The sequence below is a fragment of the Pantoea alfalfae genome (genome assembly GCF_019880205.1).
Classification (GTDB): domain Bacteria; phylum Pseudomonadota; class Gammaproteobacteria; order Enterobacterales; family Enterobacteriaceae; genus Pantoea; species Pantoea alfalfae.
This window is the reverse complement of sequence record NZ_CP082292.1, coordinates 3,620,563-3,646,307: the sequence shown is the minus strand read 5'-3', so window position 1 is coordinate 3,646,307 and position 25,745 is coordinate 3,620,563. Positions and strand designations below refer to the sequence as shown.

The window sequence follows — 25,745 nt, the reverse complement described above, 5'->3', positions numbered from 1 at the left end:
AAATCGCTTAACAACCGGAATAATACGACATTTTATGGGGGATTAAAGGACGTTAAGCGCACCGCCGTGTGCCCTTAACGCCGGAAGGCAGGATTTGTGAATCAGCAGCTAATAAGATCGCCATCCGAGCGTTGCTGTTGCCAGCCGCTGATATTTATCTCAGCAAACTGCTCAGCCGTTAAAGTCGGCGTATGACTTCGTACGATGACCTCTGCCCCTTTTTCACGAAATGTCGCCATAAAAAAGGGAAAGGTAAATTTTTCATAATTGTCATTAAAGAACGCTTCGTTTAAAACAATCCCTGAAAAAGGGAAAGATTCCAGCAGTCGCCAGTCTGCTCCCGGCGGCGCAAAATCATAAAGCCAGAAATCAAATTTCTTAGTTAATTCAAGTAGTGGCGCATAATGTGCCGCTAAACTGGAATAATTAATTCCAATCCGGATTCGCCCATTCTGTAAATGTGAATAAGCGTCCGGTACCGCAATCATTCCCCGTAATCGCATATCATCGATGGGAATAATCATTAATGCTGCTTCAGTGGCAATTTGATTGTGTAATGAAATAATGTTGTTTGTATTAAGTGTATTTCTGCTTTCCTGATTTTGCTGAAGATAAGGCACGCTATAGCAAATGCCAGAGACATTACGCTTAACGTGATGGATAGGTTCAGTAACATAGGGGTTATATAAACTGTTTTTCATTATCTCTATGAAATGCAATAAAAAAGGATTTGTTGATAATTGATCATATAAAAAGTCGCATTTTTTTAAACGCGTGAATAAATATAGATCATCTGCTTAATCCAAATCATCCTTTTGTTGCCTGCGAAAGTAAATAAACCCATTAGCAAAGAGAACATAATTCCTTTGGCGTCTGATGATGTGCTGGAATATATTCAATAGTCGGGACCAATAGGCTGGTAATAGTCAGGAGAGGTCGGATGCGCCTGTGCCGGACAGTATGCGTTTTGTTGTGCAGAGAGCCAGGGCTGGAGCCGCAGCCATTCAGGTCTCATCCGGTCTGTTAATTTAACATCATCAATAACCACACCAATAACACCGCGCAACGATGCGGGCTTCCTCACCTGATTTGGGATAAGACATGGGATTTATGGCATCAACAGCAGAAGAGTCGCTGTGGCGACATCGGACATTTGTCGCGTTCTGGCTGGCGCGCACCTGCTCATCATTTGGTTTTCAGATGTTCTCGGTGGCAATCAGCTGGCAGATCTATGCGCTGACCAACAGCGCAATGGCGTTGGGGATGATTGGCCTGATGCAGTTTCTGCCGTCGGTATTGCTGGCGCTACCTGCAGGTCATCTTGCGGATCAATATGACCGGCGGCGCATTGTGCTGCTGGGGCAGCTGGTGGAATTTGCTGCGCTGGTGGCATTAGTGGTGCTTACCTTATTCCATACCGCTGACAAGACCGCGCTGTGGGGACTGGTGTTTATGATTGCGGTGGCGAAGGCGCTGGAGTGGCCTGCAATGTCCTCAATGCTGCCGTCGCTGGTGCCGCCTTCGATTCTGGCGCGCGCCATGGCGATGAACTCGGTAGGGGGCCAGGCGGCGGTGATTGTCGGGCCGACGATGGGCGGGCTGCTTTATGTTGCCGGGCCGCATGTCGTATATGGCGTTTCCGGACTGTTTTATCTGATTTCGCTGACGCTGGTGAGTCTGCTGCGCTATGAGCGTCCGGTGCAGGCTCGTCTGCCAATGAATATGAAGAATCTGTTTGCCGGGATTCACTTTATCCGTGAGCGCAAGGATGTGCTTGGGGTGATTTCGCTCGATCTGTTTGCGGTGCTGCTGGGTGGCGCGACGGCACTGTTGCCGATTTTTGCCAAAGATATTCTGCATACCGGGCCGTGGGGATTGGGAATGTTGCGCGGTGCGCCGTCGGTGGGCGCCTTGCTGGTCGGCATCTGGCTGAGCCGTCACAAGCTGGACAAGCATGTCGGGATGATTATGTTTGGCTCGGTGGCGGGATTTGGCGTTGCCACATTGGTGTTCGCGCTGTCCACGCAGCTGTGGCTGTCGCTGATTGCCCTCTGTGCGCTGGGGGGCTTTGATATGGTGAGTATGGTGATCCGGGGTGCGCTGGTGCAACTGGATACGCCGGATGCTATGCGGGGACGGGTGAATGCGGTTAACGCGATTTTTATCAATACGTCGAATCAGCTGGGCGAGTTTGAGTCTGGGTTGCTGGCAGCCTGGATGGGAGCGGCACCCGCGGCAGCGATTGGCGGCATCGGTACGCTGATTGTGGTGGCGTTGTGGATGACGTTGTTTCCGCATCTGCGGCGGCGTCAGAAGCTGGAGAATGAGGTGGATCCAGTTTAGGACTGGCGTCGGGGCTGGTTGGATTGGCTGAGGGGATTTGTGCGGTTATGGACTGCGGTGCACGCTCAGGGAACATACGCCTTTCGCAAAGACGCAAAAGACGCCATCCCTGGCCCGCTATGCTCTGCTACAGGCGTATGCTCCCATCGCTTTGAGTCTGATCGTCGCCTCAGGCTGTGGAGCAGGTAGGTGAAGATGATTGGGTCACTGGAGGGAATTGTGCGGTTGTTGAATTGCGCGCAGGCGTATGTCCCCATCGCTTTAAGAATGCAAGTAGCCTCAGGCTGGAGAGAAGGGAAAAGACGTTGGCTGAGCGTTGGGCAGAGTTATTACGGTGGCGCTCACCATCAATAATGTCACTGGCCCGAAGGCCAGTACAGGAAGTTACCAGTCATACTGCCATTCAAAACCCGGAGTCAGAGGGGGTGTCTGACCCGCAGGATGGGCCCATCAGGTCCCGGTTTTTCCCAGGTTGGCGTCAAATGTTAGCCAGCTTTCACGCATGTCCACAACGCTGCGGGTTTTGCGCGCCTCATCGATTTTTATGGCGGTGAGGCCCGCTTCCAGCGCGTCCACCACTGAAACTTTCAGCGGTGTTCCCTGTTTAATATGTTTAACAATCTCTTCTGCCATCAGCGCATCTGCGCCGTAGTGACCGTCATACGCATTGCCGCTGTAGGCGGTATCGACCTCTTTTTCACCGCTGCGCGCGTTATGTACGCGGAAGTAGTTTCGTACAAAGTCGCCTTCTGCCATGCCGTCCGTGCCCATCACACAGAAACGGCGGAACTCATCCGGAACGTTCAGGTTGGCATGGAAAGCCAGCGTCGCGCCGCCTTCGTACTCAATCAGGGCGGTCTGGTAGTCAACAATATCGGCGTCGCTGTCGAAGACCGCATCGGTGCTCGACCAGCCACTAGGCTTCACGTGATAAAGCTCTGACTCAGCGGTGATCGCTCCCTGTGGTGCATGCGCCGGGGTAAAGGATTTCCGGCCACCAAAGCTGGCGACGCGGATCGGACGCTCCTGCAACAGGCCCTGATAGAGGTCGATATCGTGGCAGCACTTCTCCAGAATGTACGGACCGGCATACTTCTCCAGACGCCGCCAGTCGCGCTGAAAGAATGCGCCGTGATAAGGCTTGATATGTTCTGTCGCCTCAATCGAGGTGATCTCACCCAACTGGCCCGCATCGCGTGCCGCCAGCAGATCGTGATAGAGCGGGGAGTAGCGCAGCACCAGGCCGACCAGAATGCGCGCTTCGCCATACTGACGCACCAGCTTCGCCATCTCCATGGTCTGCTCTTCATTGATCACCACCGGCTTTTCGGTAAACACCGTGTAACCCGCTGCCAGCGCCTGACCCACATGCTCCAGATGCAGAAAGTTGGGAGAGCCCACCAGCACCACATCCATTCCGCCGTGCTCCAGCAGCGCGTCGATGGACGCAAAGGCCTGGCCGGGCGCGATACCAAAGCTGTGCAGATTAGGCAGTCCGGCGGGTGCCGGATCGTAATAACCCACTACCGAGAAGGCGTCGTCGGCTTTGCTGAACTCTTTGATCACGTGGGACAGTCGAAAGCCGAGACCGATAATGCCTACTTTCATGTTAAACCCCTGCTCCTGAAATCGCATGATGCATAGCCCGCCTGTGATCGGGCGCGCCTGTTGATAATCTGACCACCAACTTATTACGACAGAAAAACTAATGTCAATAACGCACTGCGCGTTTTGCGAGGGTTTTTTTGTTATCATCATGTAAATTAAACAAAAAGTGTCGATATATTTTTACCATATTTATTTGTTATTGCGATTTAAGTTTTTTTATCCTATCGTTCGCTCATTATGGCTATAACCCAAAATCGGGAAGGAAGCGCGTGCAACCACACTATCTTCTTGGCATTGATGGCGGCGGTACACAGTGTCGCGCGCGGTTAACCGACCTGCAGGGCCACGTGCTGGCGGAAGCCACTGGCGGGCCAGCCAACGTCTGGTCAGACTATGACGCGGCGCTGACCTGTGTCGGACAACTGATTGACCGGGTATTGTCACAGGCGGGATTAGCCCCGGAGGCGCTAACGCAGACCGCGCTGGTGGCCGGATTAGCGGGTGCGAATGTCGCCTCGGTGCAGGCGCGGCTCGCCAGCTGGCAGCCCGCCTGCGCGGCGTTACAGGTGGTCAGCGATGTGGAGATCGCCTGTGCGGGTGCGCATGGTGGCGCTCCTGGCGCTGTCTTTATCATCGGCACAGGTAGTCAGGGCGCGGCCTGGGATGGCGAACGCTTTACGCTGCTTGGCGGCTGGGGCTTTGCCCTGTCTGACCAGGGCTCGGGCGCAGAACTGGGCCGTCGTGCGCTGCGTCTGGCGCTGCTGGCCCATGAGTCAATTATTATGCCGACTGCCTTTACCCGGCAGTTGATGGCGCAATTCAGTGACAGCCCGGAAACGATGCTGCTCTGGACGCGCTCAGCGACGCCTGCTGACTGGGCACGCGTGGTGCCACAGGTTTTTGCGGCCGCCGACGCGGGCGATGGTCACGCTCAGGATCTGCTGCATCAGACCGCAGCAGATATCGGTCTGATGGTCTGCCGTCTGATTGCGTTGAGCAGCGGACGGGTGGCGCTGATGGGGGGCGTGGCGACGCCAATACAGCGCTGGCTGGATGACGATATTCAGGCCCGGCTGGTCACGCCGCAGGGCGATGCCCTGAGCGGGGCGCTGATACTGGCGCAGCAGCTGACGCCTGTCCGATACCCGATCTGAAACTGGCTGAACCTCTTCTGCCAGATAACCCGAGGAATTTATGACCGCTCCCAACGTAACCGCGCGCATTCTGCGGTTGATTGTTGAAAATGCGCCGATCAGCCAGTCAGACCTGAAAGTCCGTAGCGGACTGAGCATGTCGACCGTGTCGCAGGCGACTAATCGGCTGCTGGCACAGGAGATTGTGCAGGAGCTGGGGCTGCGTCGCGTGTCGATGGGACGGCCAAAAACGCTGCTGGGACTCAATCCCGATCGCGCCAGCGTGATTGGCATTCAGCTCAATGCAGAACGCAACCTGATCGTCATGACCGATCTCAGCGGCAATCTGCTGGGCGAGCAGCAGATGCCGAAAGGCACGCTGACACCGCGCCAGCTCGGCGATGCGCTGGCGAAGTTCCTGCGAGGTGTCGAGGAGAAGCGGGTCGGGGCGATTGGCCTGGCGCTGTCGGGCCTGGTTGATGCTGAAAACGGCTACTGCATCCGCTCCAAAGTGCTCGACTGGGATAATGTCCCGATTGCACGTCTGCTGGAAGAGCGTTTCTCGCTGCCGGTCTTTATCGAGAACGACGCCAACGCGATGGCGATGGCGGCGCTGGTGTTTGGGCAGCTCGGTAATGCCCAGTCAGCGGTAATCGCCACCTACGGTAAAGGGATCGGTGCAGGCATCATCCTGAATCGTCAGCTCTATCGCGGTCGTCATGGCAAGGCAGGCGAGATCGGCAACGGGCTGGTGGGTGATGGCTCGCTGCGCCTGCTGGAAGATGTCGCCTCATCGCGCGCCATTCTGCAGCGGCTGGCGGAGCAGGAACCGATGGAGGGCCTTACGTTGCAGGCGCTGGATCAGCGACCAACGCCCGAGGTGCTGGCGGTGCTGGAAGAGGCAGGGCGCGAGCTGGGGATTTCGCTGGCGAACCTGTCAGTGGCCTACGATCCGGACGTGGTTTATCTGGCGATGGAGCCGCACATGGCATCACGCATTCTGCTCGATCACATCACTCAGAGCTTCCATGCATACCGGCTCAAACTGACGCCGCACATGACGCCGTTGCAGTTCCTGACGGAATCGAACCGGATGTGGGCGCTGGGCGCGGCGGGTTTTGCCGTCAACCGGCTGCTGGATCTGCTGGCGGCGCAGGCCGATGAAGAGCCGGTCACCTGAGTTATCCCTGGAATAAAAACGGGCGCTAAGCGCCCGCCAGACTGCTGACAAACCCAAGTCAGGGTGAGTCTGGCAGCCATGAATAAGCGCAATGCGCAGGGAGCACGGTCAGAGGAGGAAAGCGTCCCGCGGCAGGGACAAAAACGCCAGGCGTTTTTGAACAACGCAACGCGTTGGCCCGGTTACGGGCGCACCTCAGGGATGAGGTGCGTAATCGCGCGGGCCGGGCATGCCATGGATGGCGGTTTTTGCGTCTTTCCGATCTGACCGTGTTCCCTTCGCAGGCTCGGTCTTACCGCTATCGAGCTGGACTTTGTCAACAATCTCACGGGCGCTTCGGCGCCCGTTTTTATTTCCGCGTTTGCCTTAGCGCAGGCGCAATCCCTGCTCATCAAACAGCAGGCAATGCGCGGCAGAAAAGCCCAGTTCTACCTGTGTGCCCATATCGCGCGTGGTTGCTTCGCGCTCTTCCACCACCAGCATCTGCTCGCGCCCGATATCCAGGTAGAGATAGTTGGTGTGGCCCAGCATCTCGCCATAGGCCAGCTCGCCGTGGAAGCGCAGTGCGTCCGGCGTCTGCGCGGCGGGCTGGAAATGCTCAGGACGAATGCCCAGCGTCACGGTCTGGCCCTCACGACAGTCTGCGGCGATTTTCAGCACCAGGCCCTCAATTTTCAGTTCCGGCACCCGCAGTTGCACTTCACCCTCGCCGGTGGCGCTGATTTCCGCCCGCAGGAAGTTCATTTTCGGTGAGCCGATAAAGCCAGCGACAAACAGATTATCCGGATCGTGATAGAGCGTCAGCGGTGCGCCGACCTGCTCAATGCGGCCCTGACGCAGCACCACAATGCGGTCAGCCAGCGTCATCGCCTCCAGTTGATCGTGGGTCACATAAATCATCGTGTTACCGAGCGAGGCGTGCAGCCGGGCGATCTCAATGCGCATCTGCAGGCGCAGTTCAGCATCAAGGTTAGAGAGCGGTTCATCGAACAGGAAGATACGCGGATGACGAATAATCGCCCGGCCTATCGCCACACGCTGCCGTTGTCCGCCAGAGAGCGCACGCGGCAGGCGATCAAGCAGTTCGGTGAGATGCAGACGGGCTGCCGTCTGAGTGATCGCCTCGTTGATCTCCGCTCTGGACTTTTTCATCACCTCCAGCGGATAGGCCAGATTGCCGCGCACCGTCATGTTGGGGTAGAGCGCATAAGACTGGAACACCATCGCGATGCCACGCTCGGTGGCGGGCTGCTGCGTCATGTCCTGCTCCTCAATCAGCAACTGTCCGCTGCTGATCTCCTCCAGCCCGGCGATCATCCGCAGCAGCGTCGATTTGCCGCAGCCGGATGGCCCGACAAACACCACAAATTCACCGCTGTTAATCGTCAGGTCGATGCCATGAATGACATTAACGTGTTCATACGACTTCTTCACATTCTGCAAGCGCAGGCTGGTCATCGGCTACCTCACTCAGAGTAACTGGCCCATGTAGATGGCATTGCTGCGCAGGATAGGGGTAAACCCCATGCGCGCATAGAAGGCACAGACCTGCTCGTTCTGCAGGCTGACGCCAAGATGGACACCGCTGACGCCCGCCGCCCGCAACGCCGCCAGCTCATGCTCAATCATCCGGCGACCCCAGCCGCCTTTCTGCGCCGCCGGCAGGAGGTTGATATGCAGATGCGCGGGCCACTGCGTCACCAGCGTGTCAGCAGCCTGGTCGGGATGACGTATTGCGTCGAGCACTTTGCTGTCGAGCGGGGCGCTGGCGCTGCGATCACGATACTTATCCTGCAGCTGCGGCCACCATTCGGCCTGAAGCTGTGCTTCAAACGCGCGGGTATCGGGCGCGGCGACGACATAACCCTGCACCTCACCGTCCCGCTCCAGCACAAAAGCAAAGTCAGGCGCGAAGCGCGCATAGGGCACGGCAAAACGCTGGCCGGGATAGTCGGGATCGGAGTAGAGCGCGCGGGCATCGCTGCCTGCATCGGCTGTTTCCAGGCAGATGCGGTAGAGCGCCGGGTAGTCCGCCGGCGTGGCCGGACGAATGACACTTTGATTCGCCATGGTGAATTCTCGTGAGTGAGGGAACCGGTCAGGGATTGAACAGATCCGCAGATGAAAGTTACGTTAATGAAAGTGGACTTAGTTTTCAAGATAGAATAATTACCTTATCGCACTAACGCAGGCGGTTCGGCAATGTTTAGCGGCGTCAGGATGCACAACTGTGATCGCCAACACGTCAGGAGCGCCGCGGCTGGCCAGCGTTTTAAGGCCGTCCGGAAGGGAAAAGTGTGAGCGTGATAGGATTTTCATATGTTTTATCAGGACGTTATTTTGCGATTATTGTACTGGTATCTCCTGCTATTGAAAACGTGACTGGCGACGTGCCGCCAGGGTTAATCGTCTGAAAGCCAGCGCGGTGTGCTGAATTTCACGCCATGTCGCTGTTTATTTGCGCGTGCTCACAGCGTTGCAATTCCCACTGCAGGCTGTTTGACTTTATTTTTCTATTAAAGTAAGTATGGGTGAGTGCGTTTGTGTGCGGCTGCAGCCTGCAGGATGTCAGGCGGTGAGATGAAAGGATGCCGATCCTGGTCTGAAGAAGGTGAGCATAATGTCTGTTTCCTCCGTTCGTTCGTTCCGAATTCGCAATGTGGGTCGGCTGCTGGCAGCAGGCCTGCTGGCGGGCAGCGTTTCTCATGCCGCTCACGCCGCTGTTACTCTGAATGAGTGGGATATCTACAACTACCCGGAGCAGACTGCCGCGGTGGATGAAGGGATTAAAGAGTTCTCCCAGCAGAATCCCGGCATCGTGATTAACCGCTCAGTTCACTCTTTTGAAGATACCCGCATTCCGCTGAAGCTGGCACTGACTGCCGGTGATGGCCCACAGATCGCCCAGGTCAATCAGGGCGGCGGTGATATGGGGTCGCTGGTTAAAGATAAGCTGCTGCTGCCACTCGACGGCTATGCCGCCAGCTACGGCTGGACCACGCGCTTCCCGGACTCGATTCTGAAACGTAATCGCTGGTCAGACAGTGGCGAGTTCGGCAGCGGCAAGCTTTACGGCGTCGCCAGTCTGGGCGAAATGGTCGGTCTCTATTACAACAAAGCGCTGCTGGATAAAGCGGGCATTGCGGTACCGAAAACGCTGGCCGAGCTGGAAAGTGCCATGGCGAAGCTGAAACAGCAGGGCACCGCACCGATGATGCTGGGCCTGCTCGATGGCAACATGGGCCAGCAGCTGCTCAGCACCCTGTGGCAGGCGCAGATTGAGAGCCACGACCGCAAGACGCTGGATAATCTGATTTACGATGTGGGCGGTACCTTCAAAGACAGCAAGCTGGTCAATGCCGCCACCATGATGAAGAGCTGGACCGACAAAGGGTACTTCTTCCCTGGCTTCCAGGGCATTGGTCACGACGATGCGGCGACGCTGTTCCAGAACGGCCAGGCCGCGTTCCTCGTCAGTGGCACCTGGTATCTCGGCCAGTTTAAAGACAACAAGGATATTCACTTTGCCGCAATGCCTGCCGGTGAAGGCGTGAAACAGCCGCTGATGGTGGGCGGGACCGATCTGGCGTTCTCGATTACCAGCACCGCCAAAGGCAAAGATCAGCAGGAGGGCGCGGCGAAGTTCATCAACTATATGGTCTCGGATGCTATGGCGAACCGCTGGCTGAAAGTGGGCTTCCTGCCGGCCAGTACTAACAAGGCGGCCAAAATGCCGGCGGACAATCCGCTGCTGGCGGAGGCGTATCAGGTCTGGCTGACGCTCAACGACTATGACGGTTTAGGCCACTATGTGGACTGGGCCACGCCGACCATGAATGCCGAGCTGAATCAGAACGTCCAGCTGCTGCTGGCGGGTCGTCAGACTGCCGATCAGATGGTGGCCAATTTTGATAATAACTATCAGCGTTACCTGAAAACCCTGAAGCATTAAGCCGGAGGCCCGGCGCACAGCCGGGCCTGAGCATCGTTCTGAACCACGAGTAGGGTTATGTTGAATTTAAGCGGCTGGCGTAATTTTCTCTATGTTCTGCCTGCGGTGCTGGTCTATGCGGTGTTTCTGCTGTTCCCGCTGCTGGCCTCACTGGGTATCAGTTTTACTGAATGGGACGGCACCTCGCTGCCGGTGTTTAGTGGCATCAGTAACTACCTGCGGATGTTCAGCGATCCGGTCTTCTGGATTGCGCTGGGCAACAACGCCATCCTGATGCTGTTCTATACCCTGTTGCCGATTGGCGTCGGCCTGCTGCTTTGCAGCTTTCTCTATGACACGCGCAACAACAACGAACGCAGCGTGCTGCGCATTCTCTTTTTCCTGCCCTACATTATGCCGATGGCGGTATTGGGCGTGGTGTGGCGCTGGCTTTATAATCCGGCCTTCGGGCCGATCGACCAGATATTACGCGCGATTGGGCTGCCACAGCTGGCGCTCTCCTGGCTGGGTGATTTTACCTGGGCGCTGCCCGCCGTGGGGCTGGTCGCCACCTGGTACTTTTTTGGCTTCTGTCTGGTGCTGTTTATGGCGGGCCTGCAGCGTATGGACCCATCACTGCTGGAAGCCGCCGATCTGGATGGCTCGTCACGTCGCCAGAAGTTTATGCGCATCACGCTGCCTGGCCTGCGGCCCGAACTGCGGATTGCCCTGCTGCTGACGGTGATCGCCAGCCTGAAAGCCTTTGACCTGGTCTATGTGATGACCCAGGGCGGGCCGGGCACCTCCACCATGGTGACCAACATCTTTATGTATAAGCAGGGCTTTGACCTGCACTACTTTGGCTACGCCTCGTCGGTCGCGGTGTTCAGCATGATCATTGTTTTAGGGATTAACTATCTGATCCACCTGGCCTTAAAGGAGCGTTACTGATGCGAAGCACGCCGGTGATTTCACGCGCGCTGATCTGGATCGTGGCGCTGATGACGATTCTGCCTTTTCTGATGGCGCTGATGACCTCGTTTAAAACCCAGATGGAGCTGTTTCAGGGTGTTTTCACGCTGCCCGCCTCGCTGAATTTCAAAAACTACCTGACCGCCTGGCAGCAGGGTCACTTTAACGTCTACTTCCTCAACTCAGTACTGGTGGTCATTCCGGTAGTGCTGTTCAGCGTGCTGCTCGGCATTCTGGCCGGGTTCGGTTTCGCCTGGCTGAAAATCCCCGGTAAAAAAGTCATCGGAGCGATGCTGGCGCTGGGGATGGTATTGCCGAGTGAAGCCTTTATCATTCCGCTCTATCACGAGCTGCGCTGGATGGGGCTGACCAACACCTATCTGGCGCTGATCCTGCCGCAAATTGCCCTGTCGCTGCCCTTTACCACGCTGATGATCGCCAGTGCTTTTCAGCAGGTGCCGAAAGAACTGGTGGAAGCGGCGGTGATGGATGGGGCATCGCGGGTCAAAATTCTGTGGGGCATTCTGGTGCCCGCTATCTGGCCGACCCTGTCAACGCTGGGGCTGCTGCTGTTTATCTGGACCTGGAATGAGTTCCTGATCCCGCTGATTCTGGTCAACAAGGATGAGCTGCGCACGCTGCCGATTGGCATGATGTTTTTCCAGAACAAAAACACCATCGACATTCCGGTGCTGATGGCGGGCGCGATGATTGTGATTATGCCGCTGATCGTGGTGTTCCTGATTTTCCAGCGCAAGTTCATCAGCGGCGTCACCGAAGGGGCCGTGAAGTAATTTGTGAAGTTCCGCACGAAACGGCGCACTGGCGGCCAGACAAAGGTTTGCCGCGCCGTATCGTGCTGCAATTCCTCCTCCTCAACCCTGCGGGAGACGCATGATGCACCTTTCCCTTGCTGATTTTCACCCTGTCGCCGATGGCGAAACCCCGGACACGGCCATGTTGCAACGCGCGATGGATCAGATTGCGGCGGCAGGCGGTGGCCGTCTGACGCTGCCAGCCGGACGTTATCGCAGCGGCTGCCTGAACCTGCCCTCTGATTTTGAGCTGCACCTTGAAGCGGGTGCGGTGCTGATCGCCAGTCCGCGGCTGGCTGACTACCAGGCGGTACAGGCGCTGAGCTGCGCGGAAAAGTCCCACAACGTGCTGCTCTATGCGCTGGGCCAGCGCAATATCACCATTAGCGGCACCGGCCGCATCGATGGCGAGGGTGAAGCCTGGTTTGCCGCTGAGCGGGATGAGCAGGGCTATCGCCTGCCGCGCGCGGACCGGCCGCGCATCATTGTGTTTGAAGATTGCGAACAGGTGACGCTGACCGCCTTTACCATAGTGCAGGCACCGATGTGGACAGTGCATCTGGTGAGCTGTCGCCATGTGCATATCGACCACCTCACCATCGACAACGCCATGACTATGCCAAATACCGATGCGCTCGACATCGACAGCTGCGAAGCCGTGTTTGTCAGCAACAGCTACCTCAGCGCCGCTGATGATGCCATCTGCATCAAAACCACCCATAAACCGGCCGCGCTACGGCGTCCGGCGCGACAGATCATGATCACCAACTGTCTGCTGCGCAGCTACAGCTGCGCCTTTAAGATCGGCACTGAAACCTGGGATGATGTGGAAGATGTCACGGTGACCGGCTGCACCATTTTTGATTCCAATCGTGGCATTGGCATTCTGTCGCGTGACGGCGGCGCGATGCGGCGTCTGCTGTTCAGTAATCTGACTTTTGCCTGTCACCACGCGCCGCCCTGTCACTGGGGTAAAGCCGATCCGCTGCATATTTCGGTACGCCGCCGCGATCCTGCCATCATGCCCGGCATCGTGGAGCAGGTGCAGTTCAGTAACGTTACGGGCGTGGCGGAAGGGGCGATTAACCTGCATGCGGCAGAACCGGGCTGGATACGCGATGTGGTCATCAGCCAGCTACAGATGCGGCAGAGCGTGTCGCCGATGACACAGGGACACTATGATGTACGGCCGCCCTGTAACCCGGACTCTCCGACCGGCATGGGGCTGGATAACGCCTACAAACTTGACCCGAAAACCGGCGAAGCCTTTGGTGTCGAGCGCTATCCCGGCGGACTGCCGGGCCTGTTCGCGCGTGGGGTGGAGAACCTGCAACTGCACAGCCTGGTGATAACACGTCCGGAGCCGTTACCGTCAGGCTGGCACCCTGAGTGCGTGGTGCAGTTGCCGGATTGATTTACAGCGCGGCGGCGATGGCTGCACCGAGCTGTTCGGTGCTGGCGCTGCCGCCGAGATCGCGCGTCAGGTGCTCGCCCGCCGCCAGCGTGCGTTCAGTCGCGTCTAACACCGCATCACCTGCCGCTTTGTAGCCGAGGTGCTCCAGCATCATCGCGCCACACCAGATCTGTCCGATGGGATTGGCGACGCCTTTACCGGCGATATCGGGCGCAGAACCGTGAACCGGTTCAAACAGGCTGGGGAACAGGCCTTCCGGGTTGATATTGGCCGAAGGGGCGATGCCGATGGTGCCGGTACAGGCCGGGCCGAGATCGGAGAGGATATCGCCAAACAGATTGCTGGCGACCACCACATCAAACCAGTCCGGATGCAGCACGAAGTTAGCGGTGAGAATATCGATGTGATACTTATCGACGCGAACCTCGGGGAACTGGCCGGACATCGCTTCGACGCGGCTATCCCAGTAAGGCATGGTGATGGCGATGCCGTTGGATTTGGTGGCGGAGGTCAGGTGTTTCTTCGGCCGACTCTGCGCCAGCTGATAGGCAAACTTCAGGATGCGATCGACGCCGGTGCGCGTCATCACCGTCTCCTGAATCACCACTTCACGGTCAGTGCCGGGAAACAGGGTGCCGCCAACGCTGGAGTATTCACCCTCGGTGTTTTCGCGTACCACATAGAAGTCGATATCGCCGGGCTGACGATTCGCCAGAGGCGCTTTGACGCCAGGCATCAGCCGCACCGGGCGCAGATTGACATACTGATCAAACTCCCGCCGGAACTGCAGCAGCGAGCCCCACAGCGAAACGTGGTCGGGCACGACATCAGGCCATCCGACCGCGCCAAAATAAATCGCATCAAAGGCTTTGAGCTGCAGGAACCAGTCGTCAGGCAGCATTTTGCCATGCTGCTGCCAGTAGTCGGCGCTGGCGTAATTGAACCACTCCCAGCGCAGCGGAATGTTAAATTTCTCTGCGGCCGCATTCATTACGCGGACGCCTTCCGGCATCACTTCTTTGCCGATGCCGTCGCCAGGGATAACGGCAATGCGGTGAATTTTGTCAGTCACAGGGCACCTTTCCGGTTGATGTTCGAATTGTGTACGCAGTATAACTGTCGATTCCGGGGAAATAATGAGCCTGAAAGGCAATCCATTGTTGAATCAAAGTAGAGAATCCCGCACCTCCACCGATGACTTAGCCTTCTTTGTTCGCCTGGCCGCGCTGGACAGTCTGACCGCGGCGGCGCGTGAACTGGGCCTGTCGCTGGCGGCGGTCAGCAAGCGTCTGAGCCAGCTGGAGCAACGGCTTGGCGTGCAGCTACTGCGCCGCACCACGCGACGGCTGGAGTTGACGCCGGAAGGCCGTCGTTATCTGGCAGGTGCGCGCCCGTTGCTGGATCAGCTGGTGGCGCTGGAAGAGGCGGTCAGCGGTGAAACGGCTCAGTTGCGCGGCACACTTAACATCAATGCCTCATTTGGTTTTGGTCGTCGGCACATTGCGCCCTGCGTCTCTGCCTTTGCCGCACTGCATCCGCAGCTCTCGCTATCGCTGTCGCTCAGCAGCCAGCCGCTTAATTTTCTGGATGCGCACATGGACATTGATATCCGCGTCGGTGAACCGCCCGACTCGCGGCTGGTAGCGCGTAAACTGCGCACCAATCCGCGCATCCTCTGCTGCTCACCCGCCTATGCTGCCCGTCACGGCCTGCCCGCTACGGTGCGCGATCTGGCGCAGCACAACTGCATTTTACTGCGTCAGCACGACAGCGATTTTACGTTATGGCGGCTGACCAGCGGCGAACAGAGCATCAGCCAGAAAGTGCGCGGCAGCCTGATTACCAACGATGGTGAAGTGGCGATGCGGCTGGCGATGGATGGGCATGGCATTCTGCTGCGCTCCTGGTGGGACGCGCAGCACAGTCTGGCGACAGGCGAACTGTTGCAGGTGCTACCCGACTGGCAGGCCCCTGATGGCGATATTTTTGCGGTCTGGCAGGCGCAGCGCCAGCTTCCGGCGCGCATCACCGCGTTTGTAGCGTTTCTGCAGAAAAATCTGCAATCTGTTGAAAAACAGTGATTTTATATGGATGGGCGGGCCTGAAAAAGCATCTGCGGACAAGTAGCATACCGCATTAAACTGATTCGGTCGTTTCAGACTGACGCTGCGTTTACAGTCTTTTTTCTGATGCGTATGATTTTCATTCATTTTTCTTCCCTGCCTGTCCTCTGCGTTGCGGCCAGCCGGGAGAGCAGGTCGATAGGGGAGTTAAGCATGAAAGCGTTGTTCAGCCCGCATAAAAAGGCACTCGCACTGGTGATGGTCACCACCTTCAGCCTGGCGGCGTGCCAGACCGCGGTGAAAAAAGTGGATGGTGGCGCCGTAGTGATGCAGCCCTCCAGCCCCGATAACCTGATTGAGCGCGAGCTGGGTGAAGGGTTGTATGAGATGGCGTACCTGCCCGCCAGGAATGCGCTCTATGTTGCCAGTGCGCCGGAAGGGAACGATATCAGTGGCGGCATGATCTACCGTCTTGATGGCACTACGCTGCAGAGCACCGGGACGGGCCATTTCGACCTGAAAAACTTTGGGCTGATTAGCGAGCCGGACGGCAGCGCACTCTACGCCACCAACTCACTGGATGGCGGCATCGCTAAGATTGATCCGGAGAACGGAAAGGTGCTGAAACGCCTGATGTTTGACGATAAAAACGAGAAAGGGTTACCGGTTGGCACGCGTGAAATCTTTCTGCATGACGGGCTGCTCTATGTCGGCGGCACAGGCGATCCGGGTGTGATCTGGGTGGTCGATGCCAAAACGCTGACCCTGAAAACCCGGATTAAAAATGCCGGCAAGTGGGTCACAGGCATTATCTTCTCGCCGGTCAGCGACCGGATTTACGCGGCGAACGGCAGCGGTGAAATCCTGGTAATCAATCCGCGTAATCACAAGATCGAACAGCGTCTGACAGCCGGTGACGGGCAGAATTATCTTTTCCTGAACATGGCCGAAGATCCGGCGACAGGACGCCTGTTTGTCACGGATAATTCCAAGGCGAAAATCACCCTGGTGTTTGATGAGCGCAGCGGCAAGGTGATTAAGCGTCTTGATGTGGGTGATTCGATGGGGATTAAGTTTAACGGCAAGCGCAATGAGATTTATATCAGCCAGCGCGAGTCGAAGAAGGTGCTGCAACTGGATGGCACGACCTATGAAGTGAAAAACAGCTGGTCATTTGATCGTCACCCTGACAGCCTGCTGGTCTCACCCGACGGGCAGACGCTCTATGTCACCACCAGGCCTGACTTTAATCAGCATTACAGCAGCAAAGAGCGGGACGGCGTAGCACGTATTCAGCTGAATTAAGTTAATAAATGGCGGCCGCAGGCCGTCTTAATGATTTTATCTGATTTTCAATTTCAATTTTTGCTTTTAATTATTAGTAAAAATGTTTCTTGTCTTTTTGCATAAACCTATTTCACGGGTTGGGGAACGGTTTTTGATATTCATTCTGGGGTTAATGTTGTCAAAAGATTAACTATATAACCAGGTGGCTGGATTTTTTATTATTATCATTCCAATGTTATTCCGGTTTTTTTGATTATTCCATAATATCTGGAAAGTGATTTTATTATATTTATATTTTTCCAGAAAATGGATTTTTTTACTATTTTTTTTAGCCTTCTGCTGCTGTATTGTTCCAGTAAATGAATTTTACATTTACTGAAATAAAAGGGCTTATAAATTAACATTAAACAGCCGGAGTGAAAATAATGAGAAAGCTAAAGGAATACGAGATTAGTGTCGTAAGCGGTGGCGCTCCAGCGACGGCCGATGAGGTTAACGCTTTTTTTGAAGGTATTGTCTGGGGTGCACTGGATGGATTAGCAACCGGTGTTACTGTCGGTGGAAGCGCAAGCCGTGATGCAGTATTCGGCATTATTGCACAGGGAGTCGGAGCGATATTAGGTGGCATTATTGGCCCAATAGCGGGCGCGATTATGGGCGCAATGGTTGGCAGAGACGCAGTCGCAGCGTATGCGGCTGACTTCAGAAAGCAATACGCCAGCTAACTGCAAGCGTTGCGTCATACCCTCTTCATTAAAAATATTTTTTTTAATGAAGTTTATTAACAGTGTTATTTTTAAATAAAAGGAACTTTATCATGCGTGAATTATCTTTGATCGAAATGGAAACCGTAAGCGGCGGTGCATTAGTGACTACTCTGGCTGACGCTGCGGAAGGTGCGGTCTGGGGTATCATTGAAGGTCTGGCTACAGGCGTAACAGTCGGCGGCAGTGCCAGCCGTAGCGCCGTGTTCGGTCCTATCGCTCAGGGCGTTGGTGCTATTCTGGGCGGCATTATCGGTCCGGTTGTAGGTGCCGTGATGGGTGCGCTGTGGGGTAAGGACACTGTGGCCGCCTACGCAGCTGACTTCCGTCAGAATTACGGCACCAACGGCAGCACAGCTATCGTTTAATATTTTCTGAACAAAACATGATCTGAGTTGTACGATAGCGCTATTATTTATCCATAATGTTAGCGATGGATTTTTACTAACGTTTTTGAAAAAAAATCAGGGACGATATTCGAATACTCAGAGAGTTTAATCAAATCCGTAACGTTTCGACGTTGCGGATTTTTTGTGCAGTTATCTCAGTAACCTGTTGGCGAATGAGAATTTAAGCCGCACCTTAATGGCTACGGCTTACTGTTCTCACAGTCATGACATGCTATGACTGTTCTACACCCTGGACCAGCACCACACGGTATTCTGCACCTTTCAGGCGATGCTGTTTCGCTTCCTGATATTCCGGGCTGTCATACCAGCCGTGCGCTGCTTCAGCCGTCGGAAACTCCAGCACGACTACGCCGTCCGCTTCCGGTCCTTCCAGCGTCTCAAGCTGTCCATAAAACGCCAGCGGCGTAATGGGATGGTCGCCGCGCGCTTTGCCCGCTTTCTCGCCGTAAATAGCGAATTCCTCAGGGTTAGTAATTTTGTCGCGAATAAAGATGACATATGCGCTCATTGTGGGCTCCTTTACGCCTGGCGTTTATCTTCAGTGTTAATGTCAAAATCGGCTGCATCATGACGCTCATGCAGTTGATCGGCCGGGTCACCCATAACGCGGTTAACCTTGCGGCCACGGATGACGGCAGGACGCTGTGCGATCTCTTTCGCCCAGCGCACCACGTTTTTATAGGACTGCACATCCAGGAATTCGGCAGCGCCATACTGATCGTTGAGCACCATGTTGCCGTACCACGGCCAGGTGGCGATGTCGGCAATAGTGTAGTCATCACCGGCCAGATAGCGGTTATTGGCCAGTCGACGATCCAGCACGTCAAACTGGCGCTTCGCTTCCAGGGTGAAGCGGTTGATGGCGTACTCAATTTTTTCTGGCGCGTAGTGATAGAAATGGCCGAAACCACCCCCAAGGTAAGGCGCTGAGCCCTGCAGCCAGAACAGCCAGTTCAGCGTTTCAGTGCGGCCAGCGATATCTTTCGGCAGGAAGTAACCATATTTCTCTGCCAGATAGAGCAGGATATTACCTGATTCAAATACCCGAATCGGCGGTGTTGCTGAGTGGTCGCTCAGCGCCGGGATTTTTGAGTTCGGGTTCACGTCGACAAAACCACTTGAGAACTGGTCGCCGTCGCCGATACGGATCAGCCAGGCATCATACTCGGCATCGTTGACGTTAAGCGCCAGCAGCTCTTCCAGCAAAATGGTGACTTTCTGGCCGTTAGGCGTGCCGAGCGAATAGAGCTGCAGAGGGTGTTTGCCGACCGGCAACGCTTTTTCATGGGTGGGACCAGCGAACGGACGATTAGTTTTAGCGCCGTTACCTTTGGCTTCAGGGTCCCAGGTCCAGACTTTTGCGGGCTGATATGCATTTTCCGACATAATGAAAGTTCGCCTTGTGATGTGATATTGGTCTGGAGTGTAGCAGGTGCTGCGAAGGCGGTTTAACTCTGCTGGCTGCGCGAGGGCGTGTTGTGACGGGCCGATGTCAGGCGGGGAGCGGCCCAGGGGAAAAGTGATCAAAAGTGTGTCAGACGGGGCGATGTTTGTCCTGCGCGGACATCACCGTGCAGCCAGCAACGACTGCACGGCAGGCAGGTTTACAGCAGTTCGCGCTCAATCAGTTCGCGGGTTTCAATCGCCTGCACCTTCATCTTTTCCGGGTAACCAAACAGTGACGCCGCGATAATCGGTTCACCACCGACTTTATGGCTGCGGGTAGCAAAACCGGTGTCGCGCAGGGTTTTAAACAGGGTATCGAAGTCGACTTCACCTTCGCCAACGCCAACATGCTGGTGAATAGTGGCATCCACGCCTGGCGGGTTAACGATATAGCGACAGTGTTTCGTATGGTTCATGGTGTCGGCGATCAGCATGTGGGACAGATCGTCACCTGCATACTCCAGCATCGGTTTCACATCGCCTTTGCCTTTGTCATAGAAGAAGGTGTGCGGCGCGCTGTAGATATACTTCACGTTATCGCTGCGGAACGACTTCACGATATCCACGGTTTCATTGTTCTCTTCACAGAAATCCCACGGGTGGGCCTGAATTTCGACGCGGATACCTTCACGTTCGATAATCGGCAGCAACTCTTCCATTGAGCGATAGAACATCTCTTCACAGATTTCCGGCTCGTTAGGCGTGCCGGAGAGTTCGGTGTTAATGACCTGCACACCCATCTCAACCGCAATCTCAATCATCCGCTTCCAGTTCTTCACCGCCGCCTGACGGCGCAGCTCATCCGGGCCGGACCAACGATAGACCACGATAAAAGAAGAGATTTCCAGCCCGGTGGCGCTCAATGCATTCTTATACTCGGTGATAATTTCACGGCTGGCTTTGGGATGTTTATAAAACGGGTTGATCTGCGGATGCGGCGACTGTTCGATATATTTGTAGCCCCAGTCGGCCACCTGATGAACCATACGGGTGATACCTAAATCTTTAATCACATCCACATCAAAAGCGATTTTCATCTTTCTGCTCCAGGCACGTTAAGGTTGCTGTTCTTCATTGAAGGTCACGCCAATCTGCTGCCTGACGTTATCCATCGTGGCCAGGGTGATGATCGCCTGGTCAAGCGAATGGACAGGCGAATCGATCAGGCTCTGGCCGATACACCAGGCGAAGTGGTTAATCTCATGACAGAGTTGTTCATAGCGGTTAGTGGGTTCCTGCCACTGCAGGCGGTGACGCCGATTGCTGGAAGTGAGCGTGAAGTTACCGGGTGCATAGAACTGGCCCGCCAGCTCCAGCGTGGCGTCGCGACCGGCAATCACCGCGCAGCCGGGCGTGTTGCTGAACAGGGTAGTATTCAGCACCGACTGCATGCCGTGCTGATGGGTAAACAGCATCGACGTCTGACCGTTGACGCGGCCATCCGGGACGGGCTGACCACGGGCGACGATCGTGTCAGGCGCACCGCCGCCAGCAAACACGCTAAGCGCCACCAGATAACTGCCGAGATCGAGCATCGGACCGCCCGCCAGATCGGCATTGAAGATGCGGTGATCCGGAGTGAAAAACTCACCGTGATCGGCAATCAGGGTGTGGACGTCACCGAGTACGCCATCCGCCAGCAGCTGACGAATGACGTCATACTTCGGTGCAAAGTTGCACCACATCGCCTCCATACAGAGCCGGTTCGCGGCCGCAGCGGCCTGTTTAAGCTGAATCGCCTGCTGCGCATTCAGCGCCAGCGGTTTTTCGATCAGCAGATGCTTTCCGGCGGCAATCGCGCGCAGGCCATCGGGAAAATGGTGGTTGTGGGGTGTCGAGATATAGACCGCATCCACATCATCCCGTGCCAGCATCGCATTGAGGTCGCCTGTGGCATGGCCGATTGACCATTTGTCAGCAAAGGCCTGTGCTTTTGCCGGGTCGCGCGCAGCCACCGCCGTGATCTGCTGGTGGGTATGCTGGTGCAGCGCATGGGCAAAATGGTCGGCGATCCAACCTGGCCCGATAATGCCCCAGCGCAGTTGCGGAACCTGGCGGGCATCGGTTGTGCGTGGAGCCGGAAGCGTTGATGGGAACATTACTTTTCCTTTTTTACGTGCAGGCTGGGGGGCTCAGGTCTCCACTATAAAAAGCTCACCGTCACCGCTCTAACCTTTTAATGATGTGATCCCATCAACCGGATCGGTCGGATCGGTTCGGGATTTTTACCCTTTTTAGCAAATGAACGTTTTAAAGAGAATGCGAAAAGAAATGAATGTTTCATTTTGAGAGAAAGATCAAAGTTAGCTCTGATTTTCTATCAAATAAATGAGAGGAAATGGCCCTGTCGCGATAAAGTCGTGCTGTTTTAAACAACAGAACATAAAGACGTAGCCGTTAGTTAATGGGAACAGGAAAAGCAGGAGAAGGGTGATGTCAAAAGTGACGATGACGGCCATTGCGCAGGCGGCGGGCGTGGGTGTGGCGACGGTAGACAGGGTGCTGAACCGCCGAGCGCCGGTACGCAGTGTGACCGAGCAGAAGGTGCTGGCTGCGGCCCGTGAACTGGGCTATCGCCTGACCCAGGCGCACAGCCAGACCACCGCGCCACTGGCTGCAGCCGCACTCCGCGTGAGCTTTATCCTGCTGCCTGCCCGCTATTCGTTTTATCAGCAGCTGGGCGAGGCGCTGAAGCAGCAGCTCAGGGCGCAGCAGCCACAGGGTAGCGAACCTGAATTCTGCTGGCATGATATTCACGAGGTTGAAGCCGTCGCGCATTCCTTGCGTCAGCTGGCACAGCGCAGTGATGTGATTGCGCTGGTGGCGCTGGATCACCCGCTGATCCGTCACGCAATCCAGGATGTTTCACGGCTGGGCGTGCGGGTTTACGCGCTGTTCTCCGATTTCTCGCCCTGTGACCATGCCGGATTTATTGGCATCGATAATCAGAAAGCAGGACGCACTGCGGCCTGGATGGCACATCATCTGCTGCGTGAGCCGGTCAGCCTGACCATTTTGCACAGGTGACCGTACCATTTGAGATCGTAACGCTTGAAAACCTGTAGAAATAACAGGTTAGCTATTATTTGATAGTAATCTATCATTTAACGGGATTTTTAAACGCGATCTCTATCAAAAAATGAAACTTTCATTGTTGTCTGAGATGAAATTTTTATTTGATACTGCCAGCAGTTTTCACTGCACAGGCAGATATCATGACCTTTCATATTGCGAATGCCCCCTGTAGCTGGGGCGTGGATGATCCCGCTAATCCCTTTCTGCCGCCGTGGCAGAAAGTCCTGACCGAAGCCGCGCAGGCCGGCTATCCCAGTATTGAACTCGGCCCCTGGGGCTATCTGCCAACCGATGCCGCCGAATTGACCCGGCAGCTTAATGCACATCAGCTTTCTCTGGTGGCAGGCACGATTTTCGATGATTTAGTCAGTGAGGCACATTTTCCTGCGCTGGTAACGCTGACCCACGATCTGTGCCGCACGCTGTCCAGCGTACCAGTCGCGACTAAAACGCCCGGTGCCTGCGCGCCTTATCTGGTGATCATTGATTTCGGCAATCCGGAGCGGGCGAAATATGCCGGTCAGTGTGAAAAAGCACCACGGCTTTCCGCTGACGACTGGCAGCGCATGATGCAGCACATCACCATTCTTAGTGAGATCGCCTGGCAGGAGTATGGCGTGCGGCCAGTGATCCATCCGCATGCGGGTGGCTGCATTGAGTTTGCCGATGAGCTGGCACAGCTGGTCTCTGACATTCCGCATGAGGTTGCAGGTTTGTGCCTGGATACCGGCCATCTCTATTACGCCGGGATGGATGCGGTCGCGTCGCTGGAGCAGTACTGGTCGCGCATTGATTACCTCCACTTTAAAGACGTTAACCCACGGGTCTGGCGTGATGCACTCTCACGCGGACTCGACTTTTTCACTGCTTGCGCACAGGGGGTGATGTGTCCGCTGGGGCAGGGCGCAATCGACTATCCGGCCGTGCGCAGCTTGCTGAATGAACGTCATTATCAGGGCTGGATCACCATCGAGCAGGAGCGCGATCCGCGTCATGCCGACACCAGCCTGCAGGATGTGAAAGCCAGCCTGGACTATCTCCGATCAACAGGATTCTGAGGACAACAGCATGATTAACGGTAAAAAAGCAGTTAACCGCTCGCTGCGCTGGGGCATGATCGGCGGCGGCGGCACCAGTCAGATTGGCTATATTCATCGTTCGGCGGCGCAGCGTGACGGCAATTTTGCATTGCTGGCGGGGGCATTTGATATCGACGCGGCGCGCGGCCGCGAGTTTGGTCAGGCACTGGGTGTGGCACCTGAACGCTGCTATTCCGACTACGCCAGCCTGTTCGCCGAAGAAGCTGGGCGTGAAGATGGCATTGAGGCGGTGTCGATCGCCACGCCTAACAATACCCATTTCGCCATCTGCCGTGCGGCGCTGAATGCCGGGCTGCATGTGGTGTGCGAGAAGCCGCTCTGTTTTACGGTCGAAGAGGCCGATGAGCTGGAGCAGCTTAGCCGGGAGAAGCAGAAGATTGTCGGCGTCACTTACGGCTATGCCGGGCATCAGCTGATTCATCAGGCCAGAGAGATGATCGCTGAAGGCATACTGGGTGAGATCCGCATTGTAAATCTGCAGTTTGCTCACGGCTTCCATAATGAGGCGGTGGAGTTGCAGAGTGAAAGCACCCGCTGGCGGGTCGATCCGCGCTTTGTCGGCCCGAGCTACGTGTTAGGCGATCTGGCAACACATCCGCTGTTTATCGCCGAAACGATGTTGCCGAAGCTGAAGGTGACGCGTCTGCTCTGTTCGCGCCAGAGTTTTGTCGCCTCGCGTGCGCCGCTGGAGGATAACGCCTTTGTGATGATGGAGTATGACAACGGCGCGGTGGGTACGCTCTGGGCCTCGGCGGTGAATGCGGGTTCCATGCACGGACAGAAGATTCGCGTGGTCGGATCGAAAGCCAGTCTGGAGTGGTGGGATGAGCAGCCAAACCAGCTGCGCTACGAAGTGCAGGGCGAGCCGGTTCGCATTCTGGAGCGCGGCATGGGTTATCTCAGCCCGCGCGCGCTGGAAGAGGATCGCATTGGCGGAGGCCATACCGAAGGGTTATTTGAAGCCTGGTCGAATCTCTATCGCCGCTTCGCGCTGGCGATGGATGCCACCGATCGCCGTGACACCGCCTTCCTGGAGGATTTCTGGTATCCCGATGTGCATGCCGGATTAGCGGGCGTGCGCTGGGTGGCGCAGTGCGTGAAATCAGCGGATGCCGGGGCGGTGTGGGTGGCGTGCTAAAGCACAGGGCGAGCCACAGGAGGTGGCGCATGTATCAAACCTTCGATAACAACGGGTTCGCACCACAAAAGCAAAAAACCCGCCAGAGGCGGGTTCTTTAAATTTTGGTGCCCGAACCCGGACAAAAATGCCGGGAGCATTTTTGCATCGCGCGGCTTCGCGCGACCCGGAGGGTGAGCCACAGGATGTGGCGAGTGCATCGAACCTTCGATAACGGGTTCGCACCACAAAAGCAAAAAACCCGCCAGAGGCGGGTTCTTTAAATTTTGGTGCCCGAACCCGGAATCGAACCAGGGACACGGGGATTTTCAATCCCCTGCTCTACCGACTGAGCTATTCGGGCAACGGGGCGCATTAAACCGTAAAGGCCGCGGGTCGTCAACGGCTTTCACTAAAAAACCCCTGGAAACGTGACTGATTGCCTGATTTTCAGTCAAAACGGGCAAAACATCAGGCCAGCGCGCCATTTTTGCGGCACAGCGCGATGCTGTAGACATCCTCGGCCAGACGCTGGGCTGTGGCGACATCCTGCACATTGCGTTTCACCAGCAGCCTGCTCAGGCAGCCTTCAAGAATCAGCTCCATCTGATCGGCCACCATGCTGGGGTTGTCCAGCGCCTGCTCAACCAGAATGTCGTGGGTGAACTGCCATGAGCCGCGTTTCTGCTGTTCGGCCAGTTGATGGATGGGCTGATCGGGCTGCGGGTAGAAGCTGCAGGCGGCGATAAACAGGCAGCCCGGAAAGCGTCCTTTACTGACCTGCTCACTCAGGACTTCGTAGCGTGCCATCAGTTTCTGATCCGGTGACAGCGACGCATCCAGCAGGATCTGGCGTCGCCAGGTTTCGATCTGCTGGCCATGATAGCGCAGCGCATCATAGAGCAGAGCGTCACGATCGGGCCAGAACAGCTGAAGCTGCTCAAGGGTTAATTCAGTCTGTCCCGCCAGGGTTTCCAATGAGAGGGTGGCGGCGAGGCCGTTCTGTTCAAGCACATTCAATGCATGCTCGAGTATCTGTTCACGCTGCAAGTGACTCTCCTCTGGTATGCAGGCCCGGTCATTCACC

General features: G+C 56.0%; 23 protein-coding genes, 1 tRNA gene and 1 pseudogene. 14 read left to right on the top strand and 11 right to left on the bottom strand.

Annotated elements, in window-relative coordinates:
* Nucleotides 1-101 precede the first annotated feature (101 nt).
* Complete coding sequence (locus K6R05_RS17060; protein ID WP_033781586.1) at nt 102-701, bottom strand: hypothetical protein; 600 nt, start codon at nt 699-701, stop codon at nt 102-104.
* 400 nt (nt 702-1,101) lie between these two features.
* Here K6R05_RS17060 and K6R05_RS17055 point away from each other — a divergent pair, with 400 nt between their 5' ends.
* Nucleotides 1,102-2,343, top strand: coding sequence for an MFS transporter (locus tag K6R05_RS17055; RefSeq protein WP_222924710.1), 1,242 nt, complete (start codon nt 1,102-1,104; stop codon nt 2,341-2,343).
* Nucleotides 2,344-2,793: 450 nt separating this feature from the next.
* On the opposite strand, the gene K6R05_RS17050 is transcribed toward K6R05_RS17055, so the two are convergent.
* Nucleotides 2,794-3,951: a Gfo/Idh/MocA family protein gene (locus tag K6R05_RS17050; RefSeq protein WP_161736363.1), complete on the bottom strand. Its 1,158-nt coding sequence runs from the start codon at nt 3,949-3,951 to the stop codon at nt 2,794-2,796.
* A 269-nt stretch (nt 3,952-4,220) separates the two neighbouring features.
* Between K6R05_RS17050 and K6R05_RS17045 the strand changes: the two genes are divergently transcribed.
* Together K6R05_RS17045 and K6R05_RS17040 are read left to right on the top strand one after the other, a co-directional pair.
* Nucleotides 4,221-5,105, top strand: a complete 885-nt coding sequence (locus K6R05_RS17045; RefSeq protein ID WP_222924709.1) for a glucosamine kinase nucleotide-binding domain-containing protein — start codon at nt 4,221-4,223, stop codon at nt 5,103-5,105.
* 40 nt (nt 5,106-5,145) lie between these two features.
* Nucleotides 5,146-6,264: an ROK family transcriptional regulator gene (locus tag K6R05_RS17040; RefSeq protein ID WP_222924708.1), complete on the top strand. Its 1,119-nt coding sequence runs from the start codon at nt 5,146-5,148 to the stop codon at nt 6,262-6,264.
* A gap of 366 nt (nt 6,265-6,630) precedes the next feature.
* Here K6R05_RS17040 and K6R05_RS17035 read toward each other — a convergent pair whose 3' ends face one another.
* Together K6R05_RS17035 and K6R05_RS17030 are read right to left on the bottom strand one after the other, a co-directional pair.
* Nucleotides 6,631-7,722 (bottom strand): ABC transporter ATP-binding protein, encoded by a 1,092-nt coding sequence (locus K6R05_RS17035; RefSeq protein WP_161736366.1) that lies wholly within the window; start codon nt 7,720-7,722, stop codon nt 6,631-6,633.
* 12 nt (nt 7,723-7,734) lie between these two features.
* Nucleotides 7,735-8,334 (bottom strand): GNAT family N-acetyltransferase, encoded by a 600-nt coding sequence (locus K6R05_RS17030; protein WP_161736367.1) that lies wholly within the window; start codon nt 8,332-8,334, stop codon nt 7,735-7,737.
* A gap of 550 nt (nt 8,335-8,884) precedes the next feature.
* On the opposite strand from K6R05_RS17030, the gene K6R05_RS17025 reads away from it, so the two are divergent.
* From K6R05_RS17025 to K6R05_RS17010, 4 genes are all read left to right on the top strand, one after another.
* On the top strand, nt 8,885-10,216 hold the full coding sequence (locus K6R05_RS17025) for an extracellular solute-binding protein (protein WP_222924707.1): 1,332 nt from the start codon (nt 8,885-8,887) through the stop codon (nt 10,214-10,216).
* A gap of 57 nt (nt 10,217-10,273) precedes the next feature.
* On the top strand, nt 10,274-11,146 hold the full coding sequence (locus K6R05_RS17020) for a carbohydrate ABC transporter permease (protein WP_161736369.1): 873 nt from the start codon (nt 10,274-10,276) through the stop codon (nt 11,144-11,146).
* Nucleotides 11,146-11,961: a carbohydrate ABC transporter permease gene (locus tag K6R05_RS17015; RefSeq protein ID WP_010252038.1), complete on the top strand. Its 816-nt coding sequence runs from the start codon at nt 11,146-11,148 to the stop codon at nt 11,959-11,961. The genes K6R05_RS17020 and K6R05_RS17015 overlap by 1 nt, the downstream gene beginning before the upstream one ends.
* Before the next feature lie 103 nt (nt 11,962-12,064).
* Nucleotides 12,065-13,396 (top strand): glycoside hydrolase family 28 protein, encoded by a 1,332-nt coding sequence (locus K6R05_RS17010; RefSeq protein WP_222925505.1) that lies wholly within the window; start codon nt 12,065-12,067, stop codon nt 13,394-13,396.
* A 1-nt stretch (nt 13,397) separates the two neighbouring features.
* Here K6R05_RS17010 and K6R05_RS17005 read toward each other — a convergent pair whose 3' ends face one another.
* Complete coding sequence (locus K6R05_RS17005) at nt 13,398-14,468, bottom strand: tartrate dehydrogenase (RefSeq protein ID WP_222924706.1); 1,071 nt, start codon at nt 14,466-14,468, stop codon at nt 13,398-13,400.
* Between the two features lie 64 nt (nt 14,469-14,532).
* On the opposite strand from K6R05_RS17005, the gene K6R05_RS17000 reads away from it, so the two are divergent.
* The 4 genes from K6R05_RS17000 to K6R05_RS16985 all read left to right on the top strand — a co-directional run bounded on the left by K6R05_RS17000 (nt 14,533) and on the right by K6R05_RS16985 (nt 17,878).
* The gene (locus K6R05_RS17000; RefSeq protein ID WP_161736371.1) at nt 14,533-15,477 is read left to right on the top strand and encodes a LysR family transcriptional regulator; all 945 of its coding nucleotides are present in this window, start codon (nt 14,533-14,535) and stop codon (nt 15,475-15,477) included.
* Between the two features lie 195 nt (nt 15,478-15,672).
* Nucleotides 15,673-16,764, top strand: coding sequence for a YncE family protein (locus K6R05_RS16995; protein WP_222924705.1), 1,092 nt, complete (start codon nt 15,673-15,675; stop codon nt 16,762-16,764).
* A gap of 407 nt (nt 16,765-17,171) precedes the next feature.
* Nucleotides 17,172-17,471 (top strand): DUF5862 family protein, encoded by a 300-nt coding sequence (locus K6R05_RS16990; protein ID WP_161736373.1) that lies wholly within the window; start codon nt 17,172-17,174, stop codon nt 17,469-17,471.
* A gap of 92 nt (nt 17,472-17,563) precedes the next feature.
* Nucleotides 17,564-17,878, top strand: a complete 315-nt coding sequence (locus K6R05_RS16985) for a DUF5862 family protein (protein WP_161736374.1) — start codon at nt 17,564-17,566, stop codon at nt 17,876-17,878.
* A gap of 253 nt (nt 17,879-18,131) precedes the next feature.
* On the opposite strand, the gene K6R05_RS16980 is transcribed toward K6R05_RS16985, so the two are convergent.
* The 4 genes from K6R05_RS16980 to K6R05_RS16965 all read right to left on the bottom strand — a co-directional run bounded on the left by K6R05_RS16980 (nt 18,132) and on the right by K6R05_RS16965 (nt 21,465).
* A complete protein-coding gene (locus K6R05_RS16980; RefSeq protein ID WP_161736375.1) occupies nt 18,132-18,428 on the bottom strand; it encodes a DUF1330 domain-containing protein in 297 nt (98 codons plus the stop codon).
* An 11-nt stretch (nt 18,429-18,439) separates the two neighbouring features.
* Nucleotides 18,440-19,306 carry a glutathione-dependent disulfide-bond oxidoreductase gene (gene yghU / locus K6R05_RS16975; RefSeq protein ID WP_161736376.1) on the bottom strand — a complete coding sequence of 289 codons (867 nt, stop codon included), beginning with the start codon at nt 19,304-19,306 and terminating at the stop codon, nt 18,440-18,442.
* A gap of 218 nt (nt 19,307-19,524) precedes the next feature.
* A complete protein-coding gene (locus tag K6R05_RS16970; protein ID WP_150011911.1) occupies nt 19,525-20,403 on the bottom strand; it encodes a sugar phosphate isomerase/epimerase family protein in 879 nt (292 codons plus the stop codon).
* Nucleotides 20,404-20,421: 18 nt separating this feature from the next.
* On the bottom strand, nt 20,422-21,465 hold the full coding sequence (locus tag K6R05_RS16965) for a Gfo/Idh/MocA family protein (RefSeq protein WP_222924704.1): 1,044 nt from the start codon (nt 21,463-21,465) through the stop codon (nt 20,422-20,424).
* 334 nt (nt 21,466-21,799) lie between these two features.
* Here K6R05_RS16965 and K6R05_RS16960 point away from each other — a divergent pair.
* From K6R05_RS16960 to K6R05_RS16950, 3 genes and pseudogenes are all read left to right on the top strand, one after another.
* A pseudogene (locus tag K6R05_RS16960) lies at nt 21,800-22,384 on the top strand (LacI family DNA-binding transcriptional regulator); the annotation flags it as partial.
* 197 nt (nt 22,385-22,581) lie between these two features.
* Complete coding sequence (locus tag K6R05_RS16955; RefSeq protein WP_222924703.1) at nt 22,582-23,499, top strand: TIM barrel protein; 918 nt, start codon at nt 22,582-22,584, stop codon at nt 23,497-23,499.
* 10 nt (nt 23,500-23,509) lie between these two features.
* Nucleotides 23,510-24,679 carry a Gfo/Idh/MocA family protein gene (locus tag K6R05_RS16950; protein WP_222924702.1) on the top strand — a complete coding sequence of 390 codons (1,170 nt, stop codon included), beginning with the start codon at nt 23,510-23,512 and terminating at the stop codon, nt 24,677-24,679.
* Nucleotides 24,680-24,946: 267 nt separating this feature from the next.
* Here the strand turns inward: K6R05_RS16950 and K6R05_RS16945 are convergent.
* Nucleotides 24,947-25,022, bottom strand: a tRNA-Phe gene (locus tag K6R05_RS16945).
* A 107-nt stretch (nt 25,023-25,129) separates the two neighbouring features.
* Nucleotides 25,130-25,708, bottom strand: a complete 579-nt coding sequence (gene dicD / locus K6R05_RS16940; RefSeq protein ID WP_161731761.1) for a division control transcriptional repressor DicD — start codon at nt 25,706-25,708, stop codon at nt 25,130-25,132.
* Nucleotides 25,709-25,745 lie beyond the last annotated feature (37 nt).